Annotated in this window: 20 protein-coding genes and 1 pseudogene; 7 read left to right on the forward strand and 14 right to left on the reverse strand. The window is 59.7% G+C overall.

Features of this window, described 5'->3' with window-relative positions:
* Positions 1-121: 121 nt before the first annotated feature.
* From ASG68_RS27215 to lptF, 3 genes are read right to left on the reverse strand one after another with little or no spacing between them, the layout of a single operon-like run.
* Positions 122-2461 carry an LPS-assembly protein LptD gene (locus ASG68_RS27215; protein WP_062576253.1) on the reverse strand — a complete coding sequence of 780 codons (2340 nt, stop codon included), beginning with the start codon at positions 2459-2461 and terminating at the stop codon, positions 122-124.
* On the reverse strand, positions 2461-3546 hold the full coding sequence (gene lptG, locus ASG68_RS27220; RefSeq protein WP_062576254.1) for an LPS export ABC transporter permease LptG: 1086 nt from the start codon (positions 3544-3546) through the stop codon (positions 2461-2463). Before lptG ends, ASG68_RS27215 begins: the two co-directional genes overlap by 1 nt.
* A complete protein-coding gene (gene lptF, locus ASG68_RS27225) occupies positions 3543-4718 on the reverse strand; it encodes an LPS export ABC transporter permease LptF (protein WP_062576255.1) in 1176 nt (391 codons plus the stop codon). The genes lptG and lptF overlap by 4 nt, the downstream gene beginning before the upstream one ends.
* A gap of 323 nt (positions 4719-5041) precedes the next feature.
* Here lptF and ASG68_RS27230 point away from each other — a divergent pair, with 323 nt between their 5' ends.
* Genes ASG68_RS27230 through ASG68_RS27240 form a run of 3 tightly spaced genes read left to right on the forward strand, consistent with a single transcriptional unit; the run spans position 5042 to position 7433 of the window.
* Complete coding sequence (locus ASG68_RS27230) at positions 5042-6538, forward strand: leucyl aminopeptidase (protein WP_062576256.1); 1497 nt, start codon at positions 5042-5044, stop codon at positions 6536-6538.
* An 8-nt stretch (positions 6539-6546) separates the two neighbouring features.
* On the forward strand, positions 6547-6996 hold the full coding sequence (locus tag ASG68_RS27235) for a DNA polymerase III subunit chi (protein ID WP_062576257.1): 450 nt from the start codon (positions 6547-6549) through the stop codon (positions 6994-6996).
* Entirely contained in the window at positions 6993-7433 is a 441-nt protein-coding gene (locus tag ASG68_RS27240) for an Imm50 family immunity protein (protein ID WP_156384922.1), read from the forward strand. Before ASG68_RS27235 ends, ASG68_RS27240 begins: the two co-directional genes overlap by 4 nt.
* 36 nt (positions 7434-7469) lie before the next feature.
* On the opposite strand, the gene ASG68_RS27245 is transcribed toward ASG68_RS27240, so the two are convergent.
* The 4 genes and pseudogenes from ASG68_RS27245 to ASG68_RS27255 form a co-directional block, all read right to left on the reverse strand.
* Positions 7470-8489 carry a DUF1254 domain-containing protein gene (locus ASG68_RS27245; RefSeq protein ID WP_062576649.1) on the reverse strand — a complete coding sequence of 340 codons (1020 nt, stop codon included), beginning with the start codon at positions 8487-8489 and terminating at the stop codon, positions 7470-7472.
* 14 nt (positions 8490-8503) lie between these two features.
* Positions 8504-9888: pseudogene (locus ASG68_RS27250) on the reverse strand (DUF1254 domain-containing protein).
* A gap of 246 nt (positions 9889-10134) precedes the next feature.
* Positions 10135-10287 (reverse strand): hypothetical protein, encoded by a 153-nt coding sequence (locus ASG68_RS31670; RefSeq protein WP_413814052.1) that lies wholly within the window; start codon positions 10285-10287, stop codon positions 10135-10137.
* A gap of 22 nt (positions 10288-10309) precedes the next feature.
* Positions 10310-11236 (reverse strand): Gfo/Idh/MocA family protein, encoded by a 927-nt coding sequence (locus ASG68_RS27255; protein WP_062576259.1) that lies wholly within the window; start codon positions 11234-11236, stop codon positions 10310-10312.
* 176 nt (positions 11237-11412) lie between these two features.
* On the opposite strand from ASG68_RS27255, the gene ASG68_RS27260 reads away from it, so the two are divergent.
* A complete protein-coding gene (locus ASG68_RS27260; RefSeq protein WP_062576260.1) occupies positions 11413-12255 on the forward strand; it encodes a GNAT family N-acetyltransferase in 843 nt (280 codons plus the stop codon).
* 333 nt (positions 12256-12588) lie between these two features.
* Here ASG68_RS27260 and ASG68_RS27265 read toward each other — a convergent pair whose 3' ends face one another.
* The 4 genes from ASG68_RS27265 to ASG68_RS27280 all read right to left on the reverse strand — a co-directional run bounded on the left by ASG68_RS27265 (position 12589) and on the right by ASG68_RS27280 (position 17254).
* On the reverse strand, positions 12589-13515 hold the full coding sequence (locus ASG68_RS27265) for a hypothetical protein (protein WP_062602679.1): 927 nt from the start codon (positions 13513-13515) through the stop codon (positions 12589-12591).
* Positions 13516-13702: 187 nt separating this feature from the next.
* Complete coding sequence (locus tag ASG68_RS27270; protein WP_062576262.1) at positions 13703-15586, reverse strand: ABC-F family ATP-binding cassette domain-containing protein; 1884 nt, start codon at positions 15584-15586, stop codon at positions 13703-13705.
* A gap of 57 nt (positions 15587-15643) precedes the next feature.
* The gene (locus tag ASG68_RS27275; protein ID WP_062576263.1) at positions 15644-16723 is read right to left on the reverse strand and encodes a GGDEF domain-containing protein; all 1080 of its coding nucleotides are present in this window, start codon (positions 16721-16723) and stop codon (positions 15644-15646) included.
* Between the two features lie 135 nt (positions 16724-16858).
* Positions 16859-17254, reverse strand: coding sequence for a Rap1a/Tai family immunity protein (locus ASG68_RS27280; RefSeq protein WP_062576264.1), 396 nt, complete (start codon positions 17252-17254; stop codon positions 16859-16861).
* 176 nt (positions 17255-17430) lie between these two features.
* Here ASG68_RS27280 and ASG68_RS27285 point away from each other — a divergent pair, with 176 nt between their 5' ends.
* Complete coding sequence (locus ASG68_RS27285; RefSeq protein ID WP_244484349.1) at positions 17431-18609, forward strand: low temperature requirement protein A; 1179 nt, start codon at positions 17431-17433, stop codon at positions 18607-18609.
* 18 nt (positions 18610-18627) lie between these two features.
* Here ASG68_RS27285 and ASG68_RS27290 read toward each other — a convergent pair whose 3' ends face one another.
* Positions 18628-18849: a hypothetical protein gene (locus tag ASG68_RS27290; protein ID WP_062576266.1), complete on the reverse strand. Its 222-nt coding sequence runs from the start codon at positions 18847-18849 to the stop codon at positions 18628-18630.
* A gap of 113 nt (positions 18850-18962) precedes the next feature.
* Positions 18963-19478: a DinB family protein gene (locus ASG68_RS27295; RefSeq protein WP_062576267.1), complete on the reverse strand. Its 516-nt coding sequence runs from the start codon at positions 19476-19478 to the stop codon at positions 18963-18965.
* Between the two features lie 142 nt (positions 19479-19620).
* Here ASG68_RS27295 and ASG68_RS27300 point away from each other — a divergent pair, with 142 nt between their 5' ends.
* Both ASG68_RS27300 and ndk read left to right on the forward strand, forming a co-directional pair.
* A complete protein-coding gene (locus ASG68_RS27300; protein WP_062576268.1) occupies positions 19621-20313 on the forward strand; it encodes a glutathione S-transferase family protein in 693 nt (230 codons plus the stop codon).
* Positions 20314-20414: 101 nt separating this feature from the next.
* Positions 20415-20837 carry a nucleoside-diphosphate kinase gene (gene ndk / locus ASG68_RS27305; protein WP_028736091.1) on the forward strand — a complete coding sequence of 141 codons (423 nt, stop codon included), beginning with the start codon at positions 20415-20417 and terminating at the stop codon, positions 20835-20837.
* 92 nt (positions 20838-20929) lie between these two features.
* Here ndk and ASG68_RS27310 read toward each other — a convergent pair whose 3' ends face one another.
* Entirely contained in the window at positions 20930-21649 is a 720-nt protein-coding gene (locus ASG68_RS27310) for a glutathione S-transferase family protein (protein ID WP_062576269.1), read from the reverse strand.
* Positions 21650-21730 lie beyond the last annotated feature (81 nt).

The following is a 21730-nucleotide window of genomic DNA, read 5'->3' on the forward strand; positions in this document are numbered from 1 at the left end:
AGTGCAGGATGCATAATACATGCGGCCGAACAATGACAAGACCCGCCGATCATCACAAGGAAGCGCATTGCGACGATCAGGCGCTACGTTTCAGCTCGCAACGGGTTTCAAACGGACCGGATCAGTTCAGTCCATCAAATTCAGTATCACCGACGTTGATATCGCCCAGCGTTCGGAAGCTGATGCGCGCACCGATCGACCAGTCGTTGGCGACCGACTGATCGGTGTCGCGTTCTTCCTTGTAGACGAGCGAGAAGATCGTGTCCCGGTCGTCATAGGTGAGGCCGACACCGTTGCGGGTGATGATATTGCTGTTCAGGTCGTAGGTAACGGAGCCGAACACGGACCAGTAATCTGCGAACTTGTAGGCGGCCGCCGTCTGGATTTCATCCTGATCGCTGGTGGACCCGTAGAGCGGTTGTGCCTGAATGCTGGTGTAGGTGACCGCCGTCTGCCAGAAAATCCCCTGGTAACCGACCGTCGCATCCGCACGGCGCAGATCGAAATTGCTCTCGTCGAGGCGACCGCTGAGGCTTGCTGTCAGACCGGATGGGGCATCGATGCCGACCATCGCCACATAGTCCGAACTGTCCGTCTCAAGTCCCGAATTTGCGCCCGCCTTGACCAGGTCGTCCGTGGCGAAGGAATTCAGGCCGCCGAGATGGAAGGACTGGCCAGCAATGGCCCGCAGTGCATAACCGTTGCCCAGCGCTCCGGTGTAGCGGAAGCCGAGATTGGCACGCGTGCCTCCTTCAATGCGGTCGTATCCGGAGAATTTGTCGCGATCGAACAGGTTGGTTGCGTCAAACACGAAGCTCTGCGCGTCTTCGTTTGGCAAGGCACCCGCATATTCTTCGTCTGGCCGGGTGAAGACCTGGGCGATCGGCTCAAGGATATGGCTGCTGTATTGCGTCGTCAGCAGGATCGGATAGCGGGCATCGATGCCGGCCGTCAGCATAGACCGGGTGGCACCGTCATCATCATAATAGCTGCCTGTATAGTTGGCCGGGTCGTTCATCGAGGTGCCAATCGCATCGCCGCGCGCGGCAAAGATCGGCGTCAGGGACAGGCCGCCCGGAACGATGAAGTTGCGCTTCCATTCGATGTCGGCGCTCAGGCGATGATATGTGCCTTCCAGTCCGCGGTAACGGAAAACGTCGGGGCCTGGTACGCTGATACGGAACTCGTCCTCGCGATTGCGCTTGACGTTGGTCAAATTGATATTCGCAGTCAATTCGCCGCCCAGAACCGGATCCGGATGCGTATAGGAATAGTCGAGGACCTGTGCGACCGGCTGCTTGTTTTCAGCAAGGCTGCCGGGATCGGCGTCCTGAATATCGAAATAGAAGGCGCGGGCATCGAAGTAATTCCGCTTGCCAAGACCAGTCAGGTAAGCCTGGTTGGTCAGCGTCGTGCCATCGAAGGTCGACAGTTCGTAGGTCTTGGCAAAGTTGTTGTCGCTCTGCACGAGAACATCCCAGCCGAACGTCCAGCGCGGGTTGATCTCGAACTTGGCGCGCGACGCGATCATGCCGCGAACGGTTTCCTCGGCGTCCACCGTGCCGCTGGTGAAGCCGTCGCGATTCATCTGGCTGATGCCGGCCATGCTCAGGATGTGTTCGCCATTTTCAAAACGCTGGCGGAACTCGCCCTCAAGCAGGAAGCCCTGACGTGTCAAACCCGTCGCGGTGACGGTTGCATCCATGTAGGGCGAAATAGCCCAGTAGTAGGGGATGCTGACACCGGCGCCAAGCTTCTGCGCATATTTGAACTTCGGAAACAGGAAACCGCTCTTGCGCTTCACTGTCTGGTCCGGAACTTCGAGAACGGGCAGGTAGAGGATCGGCTTGCCGAAGAGCTCGAACCTGGCGTTTTCCATACGAACGGTGTGGGTTCGGCCGTTCTGGACGATGCGCTGCGCTTTGACGTGCCACAGCGAGCGATGGTCCGGATTGGTCGCGCAGGGCGTGCAGGCTGTATAGACAGCCTGATTGAGAATCATTTCTTCGCCGTTGCGACGCTCGGCGGTGACGGCGGCGAGCTTGGTCAGGTCCGTCGTTTCGAGGCGCATGGTTTCGATGAAACCATCGGCAAAATTGTCGGTCACGTCCATCTGGTCGGCGTAGACGCGGTTTCCACCCGGTTCGATCAGCTCGATGTCACCAGTCGCAATGATGCGCCCGGTCTTCTGGCTGTATTCGACCTGCTTGGCGACCATCTGGTAGCCGCCGTAATTGATCTGGACGGCGCCGCGCACGATCACGCGCTCAGCGTCCTTATTATAGACGAGCTCGTTTGCCGACAGAAGCATCTTGGCATCTTCGGGAAGCGAGGGATTGAACGAATCGATACTGGTATCCTGCGCCCACGCGGACGTGAGCGGAGTAAACGCCTGGAACGCAACGCCTGAAAGCAGAATGGCCGTCAGCAGCCTGATATGTTTGCGGTTGCCTGCCGCCACTAGCCATCCTCCTCATGCAATAGAATCGTCGAGCCCAGCGCCATCGCTACAACAACTGGCAACCAGGCTGCAACGAACGGAGGCACAATGCCGCTGCTCCCGAATGCTTTTACAAGCACGGTGACGACATAAAGCACGAAGCCCGACAGGATTCCACCGAGAATTACCGGTCTCGATTGGTTAAACCGGCTAAATTTCAAAGACACGCTTGCAGCGATCAGGGTCATTGCGACCAGAAGCAGTGGAAGCGAAAGCATGGAGTGGAATTGGGTTTCCATTCCGTTGGTCGGGAAGCCGAAGGATTTCGCTACTTCAATCTTCCGTCGCAAATCGAAAAACTGAATGGAATCAGCCTTTGATAGCGTTTCCTGAACGAATTCAGGCTTGAGATGCGTGGGCAGCCGTGCCGTTTCGAGGCGCTTGGGCAACTGACCGTTGCGTGTTTCCGTAACACCATTAAGCAGCCAGTAACCATCTTCGAGTTTTGCCGTCGCGGCATCCTGTCTCGAAACGATCGTGCCGAGTGGATCGAAATGGATCACGGTCACATTGACCAGTGTCTTACCCTCATCCTGAACGGACCGCGCGCCGATGATCGTGTCGTCATCCCCATAGATCTGGCGAAGCCAGGGAATGGAAATCGCCGACTTGGCGGACGAAGAGCTTCCCCAGGACGCTTCCAGGGCTTCGGCCTGTTTGGTGCCCCACGCGGCGATCGGGTTGAGTGCGGCAACGGCAAGGAGCCCGAAGAGGAAGGCACCTATAACGAAGGGCTGCAGGAACTGCCAGACGGAAATGCCAGCAGCCCGTGTCACGACCAATTCGTAACGACGGTTCAGGGAGATCAACGAGGCCATTCCGGAAAACAGCGCGACGAACGGTACGGTCTGCTGCAGGATCGTCGGAATGCGGAACGTCGTCATCAGCAGCGCCCCGGTGATCGAATAGTGCGGCAATTGCGACATCCGGTTGGACAATTCGCTGAAGTCGATGATGAAAATCAGCGAGAAGATGCCCGCGAGGAACCAGAAGGTGGTGATCGCGTAGCGCCTGAAGAAATAGCGTCCGAGTGTCGTGAACATCATGGGGCCGGGTTTCCGTCTGAGGCGGAGGCCGGCTTGGTCAGGCGCAGGCGAACGAGGATTTCGTTGACCTTCTGTTCCCAGGTGAGCGGAATTTCCAACCGCTTGTTGCCCATCAACTGGCGGATGGAGAGATATCCGGTCAAAACCGGGATCAGGTACATGATCGGAATGAAGACGCGCGATTCCTCGGCGCTGTTGGCGGCGTAAAACGTCGTCCAACGGATGAAGAGACAGGTCAAAAGCGCCGTGATCATCGGATGCATGCGCGCCTCGCGGTGCGAGCGCGCATCGCTGCTGACGACAAGTGCGATCAGCGCGAACAGCAGCGGGTAAACCCATTCGGTCAGCCTGCGGTGCAGTTCCGCCTCGAACGACATCGGATTGCGCTCGTATACGGGGTCTTTCGGATCCGGATTGAACAGGAAGGGCAGATCACGGTCCTTTGCGCGGATCGTGGCCTCGCCGGCAGCCTTGGTCATATCCGTCAGGTCGAAGGCGTAGCTGTCGAACTTGATGATCGAGACATTGCCGTCCGGCAGCTTGCGATGGACTTCGCCGTCCTTCATCACCAATGCCGTGCCATTCTCGTCCACGGCGCCTTCACGGGCATAATAGACGAGTTCGTAAGCCGGATCCCGCGAATCGGCCACGAAGATTCCATGCAGTACGCCACCATTCCGACGCGATGCGACCTGCACATAGAGCCCGTCCGCGACCTTGCGGAACGTGTTTTCCTGCACGACCGAGGACAACAGATCGGCATGCGCGGTCGCGATCATCTTGCGCACCGCCATGCGGGAATAGGGCTCGACGAAATTGTCGACGGCAAAGGACGTGATGCTGAGCGCGATGCCGATATAGAGGACCGGGCGGATGATCGTCATGCGCGATGCGCCGGCAGCGTTCAGAACCGTCAGTTCCGAATCGGAATTCATCGCAGTCAGTGTCTGCGCAACGCCGATCACCAGCGCGAAGGGGAGAATGAGCGGAATGATCGACGGCAGGATGAGGGTTGCGAGCTTCAGAAAGGCGAAAATCGACTGGCCGCTATCCGTGACCAGATTGACGCTCGAGAGAGCCTGCGTCGTCCAGACGATGGCCATCAGCGGCAGAAGCGTGGCGAGGAATGCCCCCGATGCCCGCCTCAAAATATAGCGCTCGATGAGTTTCATGCCTGGTCCTGGCTCGACTTCCTGTCCGGTGCCCAGCCCACAACGATCCGCATGCATCCCGTCGGACGGCGTGTTCCTATCGCGCTGTATGAACCGGTTTGCAAGTTTTTCACGATAACCAAATTGTAAAAGGGCAGGACTAAAGCTCGGCAAAGAATGATAATTAACAGCATGTAAACATGTGGCTGCGTCTTGCCAAGGCCATCAAAACCAACAAGGGTGCGCAGACCTGTTTCCGGGCTTGCGGGGGATGGCGAATGTTTGCCACTGTAACCGCCATGTAACATATCGGCGCTTCGCCGAAGCCATTCTGGAGTCTCTTGATGTCATTGAAGTTCGAAATCGGTTTCAGCAAATCAGCACGCCTGTCCGGCGGTCTGGCGATCCTGCTCAAGACTCTTGACGGAAAAGAGGCGGCCGGTGCGGCAGAAGCCGATCCGGAGGGCGTTATCGCCAAGGCGGCTCGGATCGCCAAGTTCAAGGGGAAGTCTCTCGGTGTGCTGGATATCGTTGCGCCATACGGCTCGGAGGCCGACCGCATCCTCGTTCTCGGGCTTGGCGACGGTGCGGCCATGTCTGCGCACGACTGGCTGAAGGCAGGCGGCGCGACCGCTTCGAAAATCCGCGGTGCCGAGAAAGTCACCGTGTTTCTCGATGCTCCCGGCGTCGATGTCTCCGGCAAGGCGGCCGCCGATTTTGCGCTGGGCATGGAAATGAATGCCTACAGCTTCGACACGTACAAGACGACGAAGAAGGATGATGACGACCAGAAAGGGCCGCCGAAGCCGATCAAGGTGACGATCGTCACCGGGGCATCCGCGGACGCGAAAAAGGCCGCCGCGGATTCTCAGGCGATCGCAGAGGGCGTGTTCATCGCCCGCAACCTGGTCAACGAGCCTGCCAATGTTCTCGGCCCGGTCGAGTTCGCGGCCAAGGCCAAGGAACTGGAAAAGCTTGGTGTGGAAGTCGAAATCCTGACCGAGAAGGAAATGAAGAAGCTCGGCATGGGCGCGTTGCTTGGCGTAGCGCAAGGTTCGGTTCGTCCGCCGCGTCTTGCGGTCATGCAGTGGAAGGGCGGCAAGGCGAAGGATCGCCCGGTGGCGTTCATCGGCAAGGGCGTCGTATTCGATTCGGGGGGAATCTCGATCAAGCCCGGCGCCGGTATGGAAGACATGAAGGGTGACATGGGCGGTGCCGCCGCTGTCACCGGCCTGATGCACGTCCTGGCAAGCCGCAAGGCAAAGGCGAATGTCGTTGGCATCATCGGGCTTGTGGAAAACATGCCCGACGGCAATGCCCAGCGCCCCGGCGATATCGTCACGTCGATGTCCGGACAAACCATCGAGATCATCAACACCGACGCCGAAGGCCGTCTCGTTCTGTGCGACGCGCTCTGGTACTGCAACGACCGGTTCAAACCGCAGTTCATGATCAATCTGGCGACGCTGACCGGTGCCGTCATGGTGGCGCTCGGCAGCCATCATGCCGGGCTGTTCTCCAATGACGACCGTCTGGCCGCTGATCTGACCGTGGCCGGGTTGACGACGCAGGAGCGTTTGTGGCGCCTGCCGCTCGGCAAGGAATATGACAAGATGATCGACAGCAAGTTCGCCGACATGAAGAACACCGGCGGCCGCTATGCCGGATCGATCACGGCGGCGCAGTTTCTGAAGCGATTCGTCAAGGACACGCCTTGGGCGCATCTCGATATTGCCGGCACAGCGATGGGCTCGCCGACAGACGAAATCAACCAGTCTTGGGCCTCCGGCTTTGGTGTTCGTTTGCTGGACGAACTCGTCCGCGCCAATTACGAGGATTGAAGCGGCCTGTGACGGAAATCCTGTTCTATCACCTGACCGAATCCAAGCTGGAGGATGCCCTGCCGCCGCTACTCGACAAGAGTGTCGAACGCGGCTGGAAGGTCGTCGTCCAGACGGCGGATGACGAGCGCCGCGACATGCTCGACAATCACCTGTGGACCTATCGCGAAGACAGTTTCCTGCCGCACGGCACTGACGCGATGGATTTCGCCGAAGACCAGCCGATCCTGCTGACTGCGGGCGAAAGCAACGGCAACAACGCGACGGTGCGCTTTCTCGTCGATGGTGCGGTGCCGCCGCCGGTCGCAAGCTACGAACGCGTGGTCTTCATGTTCGACGGCTACGACCAGACCCAGCTGGAAGCGGCGCGCACGCACTGGAAGGTGCTGAAGGGCGAGGGGCACACGCTGACCTACTGGCAGCAGAACCAGGATGGCCGCTGGGTGAAGAAAGCTTGACCGCAATGAAGCGCATGAATGAAGAGGATTGGCGGGCCATTCCCGGAGGCGCTGCACTGATTGCCCACTTTGGGCACATCCCGATGTTTCACGATGGGGAAATTACACAGGTCGTCCTCAATCGCCTTTCGACCAGCACCATTTCGATTCACATTTGGGGCTTGGACGATTTCGGACCTGCCAAGCACGCGGTCGTTACTCTTCAGATCAACGATATTCTCGATCTCCAGCTCGAAAACTTCAGTCCGCAAAACGTCATCGGTGATCTGATCATTCGCGCGCTGCCGCAGCGCGAGGATCGCCGCGCCAACTATTCTCGCGATCCCAAGGATGGTGATGTCGAGATAGAGTTGATACCGATCTTTGGATTGAACGGCTCAATACGCGCAGGTTCGGTGTCGTTGGCGTTCGTTCCCGGCATGCCGCAGGACGCTTGACCTCAAGGGAGGCAGCCGGGGTAGCAAGACCAGAATTTACTGCACTGGCTTCGGCTCTGGAAACGTCCACGACCCATCAAGAATTTCTGCCCGTGGGCGATAGAGCCTGACAGTGTAGTTCCAGCCGGCCGGCGTCGGAAGGCAATTGGCGATTTTGCCGTCGCAGCCGCCAAACTGGATGGTGGTCGAACCGTCGTCATTCTTTTTTGCGGTAATGTCGTTCAGCGAATAGGCGTCGTAAGCGTTCTTCTCGTAATAGCCCTTCGCGTCATAGAGGCTGATCGACCAGAAGCCATCAACGGGCACATCCTTGACTGTGAGCTTGTAGATCGTTTTTGCGTCGTTCTTTTCCGGCGTCACGTTGAGATAGGTTGCGTCCTTGTCAGGATTGCCGCCCCATCCGGCGGCGCTGCCGACCAAATGCCGCACCGGATCGACCTCCTGTTTGGAGCCAAAGGCCTTGTTGAAATTCGGCATGGTGGCGGCAAGCACGAGCAAGGCGTCACGGACGGTTTTCTGGCTCGCCTGATCCCATTCCGGTATCGAAAATTCACCTTTGCTGGCCTGCTCGATCCGCATCGCATCCTGCAGAGCGTGCACCTTTTTGACATCGGCTGGATCGACAGGATTGACGAAGGTGCGAATGCCGATGACCGCGTATCGCGTCTCCACCTGTTCCTTGGTGACGGTGTAAGTTCCGCCGCCATAGGAGACGTTGGCGATGTAATGATCCTCGTTGATGACCATCAGGGACAGGAAACGATCTCCCGCATCCGGCATGGTCACCGTCACCGGCCCTGCATCAAGATCGACGACGGCCGATGAATACAACGTATCACGATTGAGGCGGATGACGGTCTGCTTGTCGATATCCGCCGGCTCGCGGCGATGGATGAATGTGCCCAGCGCGCCGTCCTTCACCATGTTGCCGAAATAGAGATCGCTTTCCGCGCGGATGAAATTGTCGACCGTGACCTTTTCAGCAGCCAGTGCGGGGCAGGCCGTCATGACGGCCAATGAGAGAACGCAGGCGGACTTCAGGCTCGTTTTCGTCATGATTTCAATCCTGTTCAGCTGGAATGATTGAGAGCCGGCGCTTTCCATCGGCCGTCCAGCGCGTCCGCTTTCGGCCAGTAAAGCCGCATGGCCATGAAGAATGGTCCGGGTGGGGCCGGCAGCCAGTTGGCCTCCTTGTCGGCCCCGGCGTTTCATGCTGGATATGCAGTGTTATGCCGCCATCACTGTCCTTGATCAGGTTCGGCAGCATGGCGGAGTTGATCAGGTAGCGGTTGAGGGCATTGGCCGACAGCAGGCTCGATGGCAGCTCATAGAGTGTCAGCGACCAGAAGGCGTTGACGGGCGGCAGTTCGCCGGGGGCAAAACGAAGCGTATAGCGATTCCCGCCACTCAACGGTTGTCCGGCTGCATCAATAAATAGGCCGGATACAGCGCCTCGTCCTTGGAATTGCCGTAGATCCCGAGAACAGCACCCGACATGCGGGTCAGATAGTTGTTCTTCAGAGCCTCGCGGGTTCCGAAGGAATCGGCGCTTGACGCCTTGCCGGTATCGACGAAGTCCTTCTTGTGCTGTTGGAATGCCGCCCAGGCATCGGCGATGCCATCGCTGACCGCTTGCTGCAATTCGGGTGACAGAGCTGCTGCGTCAAAGCTCTTGTCGTCACCGATTCCAAGTTTGGCGAAGCGCGCCCTCAGATCGGTCTCGGAAGGGTGTGTCGGGCAGAACTGGAGAATGAAGCTCAGTTGCTCGAAGAAACGCGGCGAGGTCTTTTCCTCGGCGGCGGTCAGCGGCTTGAAAAATTCGACCGTCGGTGCTGGAGTGGGGGCGGAAATCTTCAAGAACGCAGACAATGGCTCGACCTTATATCCGGCCTGCACCGCCTTCACCTTGTCGATGTCATCCGGCCCGAACAGTTAGGTCCGGTAGAGGACGAAGGCGAATTCGGTCTCGCAGGTTATGACCGAGGTAATACCCTCAGGCTTCTTGCCCTTCCAGCCCGGTCCGGCCAGCAGGTAATGGCCTTCGCCGTTGCCCGTCGCCCGACTGCCGACATAGGCGAAGTTGAAAGTGTAGAGATCGATGAACTGCAGGGAATAGTACCGGCCGTTTTCCACCTTCGGCACGGTGAAGACCAGCGGCTCGGCTCTCAGATCGGCGCCGACATAGGAATAGGGCGTATCCGAGTTCGGCGTCTGGATCGCCTTGTCGTCGGGCGTGTAGACGCGGGCATTGTTGACCAGCGTGTTCCAGTCCGCCTTGAATTCCGGCCCGCCCTTGTCGGCGAAATAGGTACTGCACCCGGTAATTGTCGACGAGCGGAAAGCCGTAGATCGTCGCTTCCTTGGCGACTGCCCGCGCTTCCACAGGATCGAGATCAACGGCCAGAGCCCGCTTCGATGTCAGGAGTGATGGCAATACAAACGTGCCGAGCGCCATCGAACCCAGGAAGTGCCTTCTCGAAAGCATGCCAATCTCCCTTGAAGCAGAAGCCATGGGGAGAAAAGAACATCCATCATCAGGATATTGCAACTGTAAATCTGAAGAATATCAAATCGAAACAATCAGCAGGCGCATGTCGATGCGTTTTTTGCTTCGCGTTGAAAGGCGGACGCCAGCATGCGGTCACGGTGAACTTCCCGGGAAAAAGCAGGCGTAAGCACTCTGCTCTTTCCCGGATATGTCTCAGTCGTGGAACGCATCCACGAACTTGCGGCGGCCGAGCATGAAGGCGTCGGCGACATGGCGCAGCGGAGCGAGATCGACGTCGGAGGTCTTCGCCTTGATGATCTCGGCGAAGCGGGCGTAGAGCGCCCGGGAAAGAGCAGGCGTAAGCACTCTGCTCTTTCCCGGATATGTCTCAGTCGTGGAAGGCATCCACGAACTTGCGGCGGCCGAGCATGAAGGCGTCGGCGACGTGGCGCAGCGGAGCGAGATCGACGTCGGAGGTCTTCGCCTTGATGATCTCGGCGAAGCGGGCGTAGAGCGCCGGATATTCCTGTTCCGGCTCGTCATGAACCAGCTTGCCGTCGATCGACAGCTTGGCGCCGCCTTCGGCCAGAACCATCAGGCCAGCCTCGGTTTCAGCCACAATATCCCAGCTCTGGTGGCCCGTCTGGCGCCAGTCGAATTCGGCCGAGACCGGCAGCTTGTTGGCATCGGTGAAATTGATCGAGGCAGCGATCGGCGCGTCGCGGTTTTCCGGGAATTCCAGGGTTGCCGAGGTGATGAAGACCGGGTTCGGCAGGATATGGGTGACGATCGACAGGGCGTTGATGCCGGGATCGAACACACCGAGACCGCCGGCGGCCCAGATCCAGTCCTGGTTCGGGTGCCAGTGACGCACGTCTTCCTTCCAGATCACCTTGACATCGTTGATCTTGGCGGACGCGAGGAATGCCTTTGCGGCTTCGACGCCCGGCGCATAGCGGGAATGCCAGCTGGCAAACAGCGAAAGGCCCCTGGAATCGGCCAGCGACTGCAGATCGGCGACTTCGCTGAGCGTCGCGCCCGGCGGCTTTTCGAGGAACACATGCTTTCCGGCTTCCAGCGCCGTGCGCGCGGCGGCATAGCGGAACTGCGGCGGCATGCAGAGCGAAACGGCATCGATCGCCGGAACTGCTGCCAGCATTTCCTCGATCGACTTGAAATTGTCGATGCCATCGACCACGCCATGGCGGCTGGCGGCGGCGATCAGCTTGTAGTCCGCATTCTTGGCGATGGAGGGAAGATGCTGGTCGCGGACGATCTTGCCGACGCCGACGATCGAGATATTGATGGGGCTCATGGGTGTTCGCTCGATTTGTATGACTTTATGGTGGGCTTTGTAGCAGAAAGCGATAGACGGGCAAGCCGCTTGCGATGGTGTCCGGATTGGGTGTGTGCACAATCGTCACGGTCGACGGTGGACAATAGCCAAGTCGCGCTATTTGGATAGTCTCGATTTTCAAAACCGGAGTCTTCATGCCCCCCATCATTCGAAAAGCCACCCGCGCCGATCTCGACATCATGATCGAATGGGCCGCAAGTGAAGGCTGGAATCCCGGGTTCGACGATGCACAGGCGTTCTGGCTGGCCGACCCGGAGGGATACTGGATCGCGGAAGAAGGTGACCGTATCGCAGCGGCCCTGTCGCTGGTCCGGTACGGGGACACTTATGGTTTTCTCGGCTTCTATATGGCGCATCCGGATTTTCGCGGGCAGGGCATCGGACACACGCTTTGGCAGGCAGCCGTCGCCGATGCCGGGTCGCGGACGATCGGGCTCGATGGCGTCGTTTCCCAGCAGGACAATTATCGAAAGTCCGGTTTCGTCTATGCGCATGCGAACTTCCGCTATGGCGGGGTCGTCCAGTGCGCCGAACCGCCCGGAACCGAGCTGACATCGGTTTCCCCTGTCCATATCCCGATGCTCGTCGACTACGATGAAAGGTTCAATCCGGCACGCCGGGAGGACTTTCTGCGCGAATGGCTGAGGCCGCTGGAGACACGCCAGAGCATTGCGCTGATCCGCAATGCCGCGATCGCCGGTTACGGCACCATCCGTGCCTGCCGGGATGGCTACAAGATCGGCCCGCTGTTTGCCGACACCGAAACCGCCGCCGATCTGATCTTCCGCAAACTGGTCGCAAATATCGGGGGCGGGCAGGTTTTCCTCGATATTCCCGAACCGAACGCGGCGGCAAGGGCGCTGTGCGACCGGTATAATCTGAAGCCTGTGTTCGAGACGGCACGCATGTATCGCGGCACAGCACCTGACCTGCCGCTTTCCAATATCTACGGGATCACGACATTCGAGCTGGGATAGGGCGAGGAATGTCAGATCCAGCGGAGAAGATCGTGATGACTGCCGATGATCACGATGCTGGCGAAGACGCTGATCACCAGGGCGATGACGAGCCCCCAGAACAGCCTGCTGGATGACGCGGATTCTTCCACGAAGACGGGCTCTTTCAAACGCAAGGCATTCATCGAGTGCCTTGGGTTTCCCCATTTCACGCGCCGGAAGCGGAATACGTTGTCTGTTTCGTGTGTCATGGGCGAAAAGTTAAAACGTCCATTTGAACAGCACGTTAAAGGATTTCTTAAAATTTTAGCGATCGCTTGTGGATGGCGCGAAATTGGGCGGAGGCCGCTTTTGTCAGGTCGCTATGCCGCGCTTCTGCAGCGCTGCGCGCGCCGTCGATGCATCCCAGTCTTCATCTGTTTCCTGTGCCGGAATTTCTTCTTCGGCGACCGGTGTTGCCCGGATCAGCGGGACGGCGCCGAACGGCATGTCCGGGATGGTCTCCCCGGTTGCGCTGAGAATCATCCGCGTCGCCGGCAGATAGTCGTCTGTCAGCCCGCAGAAGAGGATCGCCCGGTGTTTTTCCACATCGCGCGCCACCCGGTAGCCGTCAGCGACGAGATCGCCGATGCTGATCAGCAGGTTCGCCCACAGACTGATCCGCTCTTCGTCGGTTGCGTCGGTGCCCGTCAGTTCCAGCATGAGTTCGCATTCGACGCCATTTTCCGGATCGGCGATGCTGGCCCAAGGCGTCGAGAGACCGTCGGTGGCGAGGATGACATCGTCCGCGCGGCGGACCAAGAGAACCCGGCGATGTGGGCCGAACCATTTGGTCTGGCCGTAACTGTTGGGTTCCCCGCGCTGTGCGGCATCGCCGACCGCGCCAAGGGATTGCCAGAAACGCCGGCGGGTCGCGGCGACGGTGTCGTAGATCGGATCATCCGCTCTGCGCGGAACGGTGCTGGCATCGAAGCGCGTCTCGATGCTGATGTCGCCACGCTTCCACGGAAAGCGGGCCTTTTTCCAGCGAATCGTGACGGCGTTGAATTTCGAGGTTGCGGAGGCTTCCAGCCGGGCGACGATGTCCTCGATCACGTTCAGGGGTTCCGTCGGATCCTGACGCACATGATCTCCGTTCGCATCGAGATATCCGCCGGTCCGGGAGGAGTGGCCGGCCTGCATTGTCGATGCGGTCCATTCGCCGCTGACGGCGCCCTTCGGTGCCTTGTCGAGGATGGGGAGCAATTCCTGCTCGGCATCTGCAACGGAATAGGACGTCAAGGGTGATCTCCCGGTTGGTTCAAGGACTGGGCTGCATCGAGAGATTGAAACCTAGTTTTGCGTCGGCAATTTGAAAGGGTTGTCGATGCAGTTTCCTGATGTGCAGTGTCAGAATTGAAAAGCCGCCCGCAACATGGGTTGCGAGCGGCTTGAAATGTAAAACCGATTTTTGGCGGAGGACGGCAGATTATCCCGCCATCGCCTCTTCATATTCGGTGGAAAGTTCCATCCATTCCTCTTCGGCCTTGGTGAGCTTCGCAAAGATCTCGGCGCGCTCCTTGACCTTGGCTGTCGCTTTGGCGGGGAATTTTTCGTAGAGTTCCTGGCTCTCAAGTTCCGTATCAAGCACCCGAATCTGCTTCTGAAGCTTTTCCGTCAGGGATTCGATTTCATTGATCTTTTTCTTGAGCGGAGCGAAGGCGGCGCGCTTTTCGGCGGCGGCCTTGCGTTGGTCGGCCTTGTTCACCGTCTCGTCGGCAACTTTCGCCTTGTTCGCCTTCGGCTTGGCGCTGGCAACGACGATGCTGCGGTAATCCTCGAGGTCGCCGTCATAATTGGTGACGGTGCCGTCCTTGACCAGCCAGAGCCTATCCACCGTCGCCTCGATCAAGTGGCGATCGTGGGAGATCAGGATGACAGCGCCTTCGTAGTCGTTCAGCGCCTCGATCAGCGCATTGCGGCTGTCGATGTCGAGGTGGTTGGTCGGCTCGTCGAGGATCAGCATGTTGGGCGCATCGAAGGCAGCGAGGCCCATCAGCAAGCGTGCTTTTTCACCACCCGAGAGATCCTTGGCGGGCGTGTCCATCTTCTCGGTCGCGAGACCCATCTGCGCCACGCGGGCGCGCACCTTGGCCTCCGGCGCATCCGGCATCAAAGGGCGCACGTGCTCGACGGCGCTTTCAGCGGGCCTCAGATCGTCGATCTGATGCTGTGCGAAAAAGCCGATCTTCAGGTTCGGTGCCAGCTTGAGATCGCCCGCCTCGGCCTGCAGCCGGCCGGAGATGAACTTGGCGAAGGTCGACTTGCCGTTGCCGTTCGAGCCGAGCAGGGCGATGCGATCGTCATTGTCGATGCGCAGGTTGAGACCCTTCAGGATCGGCTTGCCCGGCGCATAGCCCACCGCGCCGCCCTGGATGGCGATGATCGGCGAAGCCGGCTGCTTTTCAGGCTCCGGGAAGGTGATCGGATGAACGTGGTCCTCGATCACGGCAGCAACCGTGCCCATGCGCTCCAGCGCCTTGACGCGGCTCTGCGCCTGGCGGGCCTTCGTGGCCTTGGCCTTGAAGCGGTCGATGAAAGACTGCAGGTGTTTGCGCGCGGCCTCGTTCTTGATCTTGGCTTTCTGCTGCAACTCGATCGCCTCGGCGCGCTGGCGCTGGAACTGGTCGTAGGAGCCGCGATAGAAGGTCAGCTTCTGCTGGTCGAGATGGATGATCGAATTGACCGCCGTGTTCAAGAGGTCGCGGTCGTGGCTGATGATGATGACGGTGTGCGGATAGCGGCGGATATAGTCTTCCAGCCAGAGCGTGCCTTCGAGGTCGAGATAGTTGGTCGGTTCGTCGAGCAGCAGCAGGTCGGGCTCGGAAAACAGCACGGCCGCGAGCGCCACGCGCATGCGCCAGCCGCCGGAAAAGGACGAGGCCGGGCGCTTCTGTGCCTCGTGATCGAAACCCAGGCCATCGAGAATGCTGGCCGCGCGCGATTCCGCCGAATGGGCCTGGATATCGGTCAGACGAGTCTGGATTTCGGCGATCCGGTGTGGGTCGGTGGCGGTTTCGGCTTCCTGGAGCAGCGCCTCGCGCTCCTTGTCTGCCTTCAGCACGATCTCGATCAGCGGCTCCTCGGTGCCGGGTGCCTCCTGCGCCACCTGGCCGATGCGGGAATTGCGAGGGATGGAGACGGATCCGCTTTCGCTGTCCATCAAGCCGGTGATGATGCGGAACAGCGTCGACTTGCCGGCGCCATTCTTGCCGACGAGGCCGGCCTTGGTGCCGGCGGGAAGCGATACCGTCGCCTGGTCGATGAGCAGGCGCCCGGCAATGCGCGCGGAGAGATTGTTGATCGTGATCATGGCCGCGTTTTGGCCGAACTCAACCGAGAAGGCAAGGCTTTGACGCGGAGCGATAGATCATGCCGCGTGCGGCGAGTAGGTTTTTTTCGTCCGTCCGCCGATCGCGGCGGAAAACACCAGCGTGCCCGGCTTGCCGGAACTGCGAACGGCCCGAAGCGCCAGTTCCGCCTGGGTGAACAGATCGACGCCGCCGGATGCGGTAAAGGCCATGGCGATGCCGGTTGAGAGCGACAGTGTTTGCGTCGTGAAGGCCCGGTTCGGCAGCGCAACCTGCACGCCCTCGACCGAGGTGCTGATGCGCTGGGCGATCGCTTCTGCGTTGTCGGCGGACACATCATGGAAGACGAAGGCGAATTCGTCGGTGCCGATGCGGGCGACGAAATCGTTCTTCTTGACGGATTTGCGGAATTCCGGCGCAAGCTTCTTCAACGCCTTCTCGACCGTTGCCGCGCCATGGCGCTCGCCCATGTCGCGCAAGCCTTCGACCGTGACCAGCGCCAACGCGGCCGGGCCGATGGCCTTGCCATCTTCATACAACGCGCTGAGCTTGGCCGAAAAGGCGATGCGGTTCGGCAGGCCGGTGACGGGATCGCGAGTGGAGACCTTCCGCATCGCCTCGATATCGCTGTCGATGCCGCCGAGCTGCGTCACAGCCTCGTTCATCGCTGCGGCAAAGGTCCGCTCCTCGCGCTCGAACACGGCGACCGCATCGCGCAGGCGCGCAGCATCATCGGCGAAATCCGACATGCCGGCGACGGGATCTTTTTCGAGCCGGCCGATGAACGTGCGCAGCATCGCGGCAAAGGCATCCTTCTTGGCAATGCTGTCCTTGAGGGAATGGCTGATCGCGGAAATCGCACGGGCGGTTTCGGCGCGGATCGTATCCGCCTCGATCGCCGCAAAGCCCGGCAGGTGGTGCTTGACGCCGATCTGCTCCAACTGGTTCTGCGCCGGATGGGCGCCGAGCGCGACGAAATCGCGGGTGAGCTTGGGATTATTGCCGGACAGGGCTTCGTAGAACAGTTCGTAATTGCGTGGGAAGGCGGCGACACCGGCCTTGGCCATGGTCTGCGCGACCTTGAACAGTATTGCGGCATTCTGCGAATGATTGCCGTCGTTCTGAGTTTTTTCCGCCATTGCCATTCCCCACGAAATCGCCTGAAGCGCGACCGGTTGCAGGAAACAGCACTTAACATATTGGGATTAAAAGACTGTCAAAGTGCGTGCGTTTTAAGTTGGCACAACCACCGGGGTTGTGATCGGGGCATAACGCTATTTCGCCGGGCAGGGCCACTTCGATTGCATGGCCAGTTGCACCAGCATGTCGGCGCTGCGGCCCCGATCCTGCGGATGATCAGCCACGAAGGCGCAGACGACCCGCACCTGCTCCTCCAGTGTCACAGTATCGGGATCGCAGACATTGGCGCGGATCTTGTCCGTGACCGGAACCTTGCTCTTCGGCCGGTTGTTTTCCGCATCCACCACGTCGGAGAGTTCGGCATGATGCAGGTCGCGCGACCAGCGATCGAGCACCCCGGCAACATAACCGAAGGCGACAGGGTGGCGCTGCTCGCAGAATGTATGGAGGTCATCGGCATCCATGAATTGTGCCTGGGCCGCCGAAGATACCAGCAGCAGGCCGGCCAGAATCAGCATCGTCTTCTTCATGCGATTTCCACCTCGAGTGCCTGTGCCCGGGCAAAGCTTACAGGAGACAGGCAGACGTTATCAACGGATTGTCCGTCGGCGGCCGCGCCCTATATCCCCGGCGTTTCGGAGAGGAAATTGCATGGACGGAAACACAGGCATGAACTGGGATGGCGTTCGGACAAGGGGCGTCTTCCATGTCCGCTAGGCACCCGCACTGGATTCGCACCGAAGAACCCGATCAGACCAGTGCCAGTTTTCCCGAACTGTTCTTCGATCTCGTGTTTGTTTTCGCGCTCGTCCAGCTTTCGCATACGCTGGCGGAGGAGTTCAGTTCGGCGGCGGCGTTCGAATCGGCTCTGTTGGTACTGGCCATCTGGTGGGTGTGGATCAACACGACCTGGGTGACCAATCTGCTCCATACCGGCAGGGAGCCTGTGCGGCTGATGCTGTTCGGGATGATGTTCGGGGGCGTGCTCCTTGCCCTGGCGCTACCGGAAGCCTTTGCGGAACACGGGCTGATGTTCGCGCTGATCTACTGCGCCATGCAGACCGGCCGTTCGCTGTTCACGCTCTATGCGTTTCGCGGCGTCGATGATGCGGCTTTCATGACATTCGTGCGGATCACCATCTGGTCGCTCGCATCGGCCGCCTTCTGGATCGTGGGCGGCATGATGGAGCTGGAAGGCCGCATCCTTTGCTGGAGCGTGGCGCTTGCGATCGACTATGCCTCGCCCGCCGTCCACTATGCCGTTCCGGGATTGGGCCGGTCGTCACCGGAAACGCTCGATGTGTCGGGCGAGCACATGGCCGAGCGCTGCGCCCTGTTCGTCATCATCTGTCTGGGCGAAACGATCCTGACCACAGGCCGCAACGCTGCCGAGCACATGAATTCCAACACGACCTTTGCCGTGTTCTGCAGCGCGTTCCTGAGCACGGGCTTCATGTGGTGGATCTATTTCCATCACGGGCAGGAGAAAGCGGCCGACAAGGCGGAAACGACGTCGCGGCCCGAAAGCGTCGCGCACAATCTCTTCACATACGGTCATCTGCCGATCATTGCCGGCATCATCCTGACGGCCGTGGGTGAGGATTTCAGCCTGTCGCATGCGCGGGAGGAAAGCTCGCTGAAATACGCCATCGCCATGATCGGCGGGCCGGTGCTGTTTCTGGCCGGCAATATCTGGGTGAAAATGGCGGTCGCGCGGCAGATCCCGGTGTCGCACCTGGCCGGGATCGCGATGCTGTTGATCCTGACGGCGCTCGTGCCGTTCAGTCCCAATTACATCATCCAGCTTGCCGCAACCGGCATCCTGTTCATTGTTGCTGTCTGGGAATACTGGGCGCTCAGACCCGGAAGGGGTGCCACCGCCTGAGCGATGGCACTTGAGGATTTACAGAGCCGCCGAAACGATCTGCTTGGCGCTGGCAGGCAGCGCAACGAAGAGCGAGGAAAGGTCCTGCCAGCCATCCGGCTTCTGGCCCGAAACGTTTTCCGGCCAGTGGCAGACGCCGTCGCCATGAATATATCCGACCCAGCGTTGCTCGTCCTGATTTTTGAAATGCAGGACCGCAAGCTTTCCAGCCTCAAGAGCCTCGATCGGATACCAATCCATTCTGCGTCGTCCTCCATGTTTTGAAATCGGAGAAGATGATGGGGCATTTGACTTGCTTCAGCCTTGCGCTACGTGAGTTGGAGCGAAAGAATGAACGAATTCTGATGGTTGTTTCAATCTGTGTAGACTTTCCCGTCCGCGGTCCGCAGGAAATAACTCATATCCAGCCCCAGACTCGGCCCGCCCAGCGCCGTCAGCGTCATATGGCACTGGCCCCTGTGGTGAGTCTGGTGGTTGAAGAAGTGAGCCAGCGGCGGGGCGAGGCGCTGGGTGACTGGGGTGGGGTTAGTGATCGGGGTATAGGTGAAGCGGCCGGCGAGGTCTTGTTCGGTGAGGCGGGCAATCCAGGTGACGATGCGGTCGTCTTCGGCGGCACGGGCAGCGGAGAGGTCGGCGAACGTGTCGTAGAGGATGGTGTCGAGCGCCTTGGGCGCCTCGCCGGTGCCGGTGAAGCGCTTCATCCAGATGCGGTCGGCGGAAAGGATGTGGTTCAGGGTGGCGTGCAGCGAGCCGAAGAAGGCGCCCTTGTTTTCGCGATATTGCGCTTCGTCGAGATTGCCGGCAGCGGCATAGAGCATGCGGTTGGCCCAGCGGTTGTAATCGGCAAACATCCGGTAATGGTCGAGCATCGCAAAGCCTCCCTGTTTTCGGCAGTCTAGCCGCAAAAGATATGCCGGTGGGTGATGCGATCCATGAAATTAACTGATTTGATTGTTGCGCCGGCCTCGGCTGGAATGGCCCGCATCATTACACGAGGACAAGGACGCGATCATGAACCGCAAACTCTATGCGCTCTGCGGGGCGGACCCGAGCCGGCCCTTTTCGCCGCATGTCTGGAAGACGGCGCTGTCGCTGAAGCACAAGGGGCTGGATTTCGAAACGGCGGCTGTCGCCTTCACCGAAATCCCGAAGATCGAGAACGGTGCGACCAAAATGGTGCCGCTGCTGCGCGACGGCGAGACGCTGATCAATGACAGTTTCGATATCGCCGTGTATCTGGAAGAGACCTATCCGGATCGTCCATCGCTGTTTGGCGGCCCGGGCGGAAAGGCTATGGCCCGTTTCATCGAGAGCTGGTCGCAGCTGACGCTGCATACGGCTCTGGTCAAGGTCGTGGTGCTTGATATCCATGATCGCCTCGCGCCGGTCGATCAGGTCTACTTCCGCTCATCGCGCGAAGCCCGGTTCGGCACGACGCTGGAGGCCTTCGTGGAAAAGAATGCAGAGGCCGAGCTTGCCGCCTTTGCTGCCCGGCTGGAGCCGATCCGCGCGACGCTGAAGCGCCAGCCTTTCATCGGCGGCGAGACACCGCTGTTTTCCGACTATATTCTCTTCGGCCCGCTGCAATGGGCGCGCATCACCTCGCCGAAGACGATTCTTGCTGCGGGCGATCCGGTCACCGACTGGTTCGAGCGCTGCCTCGATCTTTATGACGGTATCGGGCGCTCCGTGACAGCTGCGTGAAACTTCGCCTCTCCCCCTTGTTTTGCGCGGCATTGGCGGCTATGGAACCGCCAAATTCGCGGAAAAAACCCCGATTTATGTAAGCAAAGGGAATTGAGACAATGGCGATTGAACGCACCTTTTCGATGATCAAGCCGGACGCCACCAAGCGCAACCTGACGGGCGCCATCACCAAGATGCTCGAAGACGCCGGCCTGCGCGTCGTCGCTTCCAAGCGCGTCTGGATGAGCAAGCGCGAAGCCGAAGGCTTCTACGCCGTTCACAAGGAACGCCCCTTCTTCGGCGAACTGGTTGAAGGCATGACCTCCGGCCCGACCATCGTTCAGGTTCTCGAAGGCGAAAACGCCATCCTGAAGAACCGCGAAATCATGGGCGCCACCAACCCAGCCAACGCCGACGAAGGCACGATCCGCAAGACGCACGCCCTGTCGATCGGCGAAAACTCGGTTCACGGTTCGGACGCTCCGGAAACCGCTGCCCAGGAAATCAAGTACTGGTTCTCCGACACCGAAATCGTCGGCTGAATCAATCCTTGAGGGTTGCGGCCCGAAGAGATTGAAAACTATCGGGAAAAGCCGGGGCGGTAACGCTCCGGCTTTTCTGTTTTGAGGAAGGGCTATGCCGCCGCCCGCTGTTCGCGGAAGCGCGACAGCACGTCGTCGAGCGGCACGTGGCCGCGAAAGCCGCCGCTGCCCGATGGTGTCAGGCCATCCTCGATCTCCATCGCAAAGCGCACCGCCGGGAGAGTTTCTATGCGCGCCCGCAATGCCTCGAGGCGCGGATAGGCGGCCTTGTCACGCAAGTCGTGGAAATCGGCCCAGCGGGCAACGCCGATCAGCACGGCATCCGCCAGCGTGAACCGGTCACCGGCAAGAAAGGCGGTGTCGCCGATCATCGCCTCCAGCCGCGCATGGCGATCCGCCACCAGCAGTCCGCCGAGTTCGCGGTAGAGGGCGCGTTCGGTGGCGGATGCGTCTTCGCGTTCGAATGCCAACCAGAGCGGCGTGAATGCCGAGGTGAAGCCGGTGTTGATGAAGGCCATCATCTGCCGCATGCGGTCGCCCTGCGGCGTGCCGGCGGCATAGCTGACATGCTGGCCGCGGTCGCGGTCGGCAAGCCAGCCTGCGATTGCCATGGTTTCGGTGATGACCCGGCCATCGGGGGCGATCAGCACCGGTGTTTCCTGGCGGCCGTTCAGCCGGCCATAGGCATCGTTCTTCATATCCGCTAGCATATCGACGCGGCACAGGCGGTAGGGTTGTTGCGATTGCTCGAAAGCCGCGACCAGCCCCATGGAGCTTCCGGCGGGGAAGCCGTAGACAAGAATGGGTTCCATCTGAGTATCCTTCGGTGATGGTTGGAGAGGATGCTGCGCAGCGGGTCTTTTCTTGCCGGTGTTCTCTCCCCATGTAAATTA

Origin of the sequence: Rhizobium sp. Leaf453 (genome assembly GCF_001425605.1) — a bacterium.
In the GTDB taxonomy this organism is placed as follows: domain Bacteria; phylum Pseudomonadota; class Alphaproteobacteria; order Rhizobiales; family Rhizobiaceae; genus Pararhizobium.

Coding starts and splice junctions, on each gene's coding strand:
- lptG (WP_062576254.1), bottom strand. CDS start 3,546: ATGATGTTCACGACACTCGGACGCTATTTCTTCAGGCGCTACGCGATC.
- lptF (WP_062576255.1), bottom strand. CDS start 4,718: ATGAAACTCATCGAGCGCTATATTTTGAGGCGGGCATCGGGGGCATTC.
- ASG68_RS27230 (WP_062576256.1), top strand. CDS start 5,042: ATGTCATTGAAGTTCGAAATCGGTTTCAGCAAATCAGCACGCCTGTCC.
- ASG68_RS27245 (WP_062576649.1), bottom strand. CDS start 8,489: ATGACGAAAACGAGCCTGAAGTCCGCCTGCGTTCTCTCATTGGCCGTC.
- ASG68_RS27255 (WP_062576259.1), bottom strand. CDS start 11,236: ATGAGCCCCATCAATATCTCGATCGTCGGCGTCGGCAAGATCGTCCGC.
- ASG68_RS27260 (WP_062576260.1), top strand. CDS start 11,413: ATGCCCCCCATCATTCGAAAAGCCACCCGCGCCGATCTCGACATCATG.
- ASG68_RS27270 (WP_062576262.1), bottom strand. CDS start 15,586: ATGATCACGATCAACAATCTCTCCGCGCGCATTGCCGGGCGCCTGCTC.
- ASG68_RS27275 (WP_062576263.1), bottom strand. CDS start 16,723: ATGGCGGAAAAAACTCAGAACGACGGCAATCATTCGCAGAATGCCGCA.
- ASG68_RS27280 (WP_062576264.1), bottom strand. CDS start 17,254: ATGAAGAAGACGATGCTGATTCTGGCCGGCCTGCTGCTGGTATCTTCG.
- ASG68_RS27285 (WP_244484349.1), top strand. CDS start 17,431: ATGTCCGCTAGGCACCCGCACTGGATTCGCACCGAAGAACCCGATCAG.
- ASG68_RS27290 (WP_062576266.1), bottom strand. CDS start 18,849: ATGGATTGGTATCCGATCGAGGCTCTTGAGGCTGGAAAGCTTGCGGTC.
- ASG68_RS27295 (WP_062576267.1), bottom strand. CDS start 19,478: ATGCTCGACCATTACCGGATGTTTGCCGATTACAACCGCTGGGCCAAC.
- ASG68_RS27300 (WP_062576268.1), top strand. CDS start 19,621: ATGAACCGCAAACTCTATGCGCTCTGCGGGGCGGACCCGAGCCGGCCC.
- ndk (WP_028736091.1), top strand. CDS start 20,415: ATGGCGATTGAACGCACCTTTTCGATGATCAAGCCGGACGCCACCAAG.
- ASG68_RS27310 (WP_062576269.1), bottom strand. CDS start 21,649: ATGGAACCCATTCTTGTCTACGGCTTCCCCGCCGGAAGCTCCATGGGG.